At 70.8% G+C, this 1,337-nt stretch carries 1 protein-coding gene; it reads right to left on the minus strand.

Annotated features, from left to right (window positions below):
- Positions 1-17: 17 nt before the first annotated feature.
- Positions 18-1,103, minus strand: a complete 1,086-nt coding sequence (locus ADK60_RS22910) for an IS110 family RNA-guided transposase (RefSeq protein WP_079008629.1) — start codon at positions 1,101-1,103, stop codon at positions 18-20.
- Positions 1,104-1,337: the final 234 nt, after the last annotated feature.

Here is a 1,337-nt window from a genome sequence, read left to right on the forward strand (position 1 = left end):
GGATGCTCCTATAGACGTCAAGTTGCGGGAGCAAGGTCGGTTTGCGTGATTTGTTCGGTTGGTGTGCTGGTGAGCACGCGGTAGACCTCGCGAGCGACGAAGCGCTTGAGGCAGCGCGTGATGTCCTTCTTCGAGAGTCCTTCCTTGGTGCGCCGGGCGACGTAGGCGCGGGTGCGTTCGTCGTAGCGCATGCGGACCAGGACGATGGTGTGCAGGGCGTTGTTCGCGGCTCGGTCACCGCCTCGGTTGAGGCGGTGGCGGTGGGTGCGGCCGGATGATGCGGGTATCGGTGCGACCCCGGCCAGGTGTGCGAACGCGGCCTCGGAGCGCATCCGTTCGGGGTTGTCACCGGCCGAGGCGAGGAGCTGGCCGGCGGTCTCGGGCCCGACGCCGAACAGCGCGAGCAGTTGCGGAGCGGCCTGCCTGACCAGCGGGCCGATCTCGGCGTCGAGTTCGCTGATCTCGCTGTCGAGGCTCTGGTGGCGCCGGGCGAGCCGACGCAGGGCTGCCCTGGTCGCGGCGAGCGGTGTCGACAGGTTCCCGCCGGACCGCAACCGGGCGAGGGTGCGAATCAGTGCGGCCCGGTCCAGTGCGGCTACCTGCTCGCGCAGCGCCGCCGGGGCGGACACGAGCATGCTGCGGATCTGGTTCATCGCCTGGGTACGGGCTTTGACCGCACTGCGGCGGGTGACCCGCAGCACCCGGACGGCCTCGACCAGGCCGTCGCGGCTCTTGGGGACGCCGGTGGCCCGCCCGGAGGCCACCGCCGTGGCGGCGGCGTAGGCGTCGATCGGGTCGGACTTGCCCTTCATCCGCCGGGTCTTGCGGTCCGGGCGGTCGACGTCGACGACCGTGACCCCGGCGGCGGCCAGCACCCGCGCCAGCTCGGCGCCGTAGGCACCGGTGCCCTCCACCCCCACCGCGCTCAGGGCCCCGTGCGAGCGCATCCAGTCCAGCAGGTCCCGGTAGCCGCGGACGGTGGCGGGGAACTCCCGGTCGGCGAGGTGCCGGCCCAGCGGGTCGATCACCGCCGCGTGGTGGGTCAGGCCGTGGGTGTCGACTCCGCCGGTGATCTCCCGGGCGTCATGCGTCATGCTGGTCATGTCCGTCCTTGCCGCTTGTCCGAGCCGAGGGCGGCACGCGCCGGTCGGGCGGGTGGACAAGACAGTGACGGGGCCTCTGGCCAGGCTCCTATGAAGTCACAGCGCCCGTCCGGCCGCGTGCGTGATGATGCCGCCGATGGGCCGACAAATCCGAAACAGGACAGCCGAAGCGTCAGTCAGTCGATGGGTCAGACCCACCGGCAACATCACCACGAACATCATCACTGTCAGTCG

Origin of the sequence: Streptomyces sp. XY431 (assembly GCF_001279805.1) — a bacterium.
Classification (GTDB): domain Bacteria; phylum Actinomycetota; class Actinomycetes; order Streptomycetales; family Streptomycetaceae; genus Kitasatospora; species Kitasatospora purpeofusca.